This window comes from Neisseria sp. P0001.S005 (genome assembly GCF_051963715.1).
Map to the genome: position 1 here is coordinate 1 of NZ_JBQCTZ010000527.1, position 548 is coordinate 548.

At 53.1% G+C, this 548-nt stretch carries 1 pseudogene; it reads right to left on the bottom strand.

Annotation, left to right across the window (positions count from 1 at the left end):
* Positions 1 to 68: 68 nt before the first annotated feature.
* Positions 69 to 548, bottom strand: a pseudogene (locus tag ACTHSP_RS21470) (erythrose-4-phosphate dehydrogenase); the annotation flags it as partial.

Consider the following 548-nt stretch of genomic DNA (forward strand, 5'->3'; position numbering starts at 1 on the left):
ATATTTTAAAGGAAATACAAAAGGCCGTCTGAAAAGATGTTTCAGACGGCCTTTGTGTTGGAAGCCGATTAGAACGGACGTACTTCCAAACCGAACATACGGCGCGCGGTGTTCAGCATTTGGCAGCTGAAGCCCCACTCGTTGTCGTACCATGCGAACACTTTAACCATTTTGCCTGCGGTTACTTTGGTCAGCGTAGAGTCAAATGTGCTGGCTTGGGTAGTGTGGTTGAAGTCCATAGAAACCAGTGGCAGGGTATTGTAGGCCAATACGCCTTTCAGACGGCCTTCTTCGGAAGCGGCTTTCATCAGCGCGTTGATTTCTTCGGCAGAAGTGTCGCGGCCTGCTTGGAAGCTCAGGTCAACCAGGGAAACGTTGACGGTCGGTACGCGGATGGCGAGGCCGTCGAGTTTGCCTTTCAGGTCCGGCAATACCAAACCGACGGCTTTTGCAGCACCGGTTTTGGTCGGAATCATGTTTTCCACGCCGCTACGCGCACGGCGCAGGTCTTTGTGGCGTACGTCGGTTACGGTTTGGTCGTTGGTCAG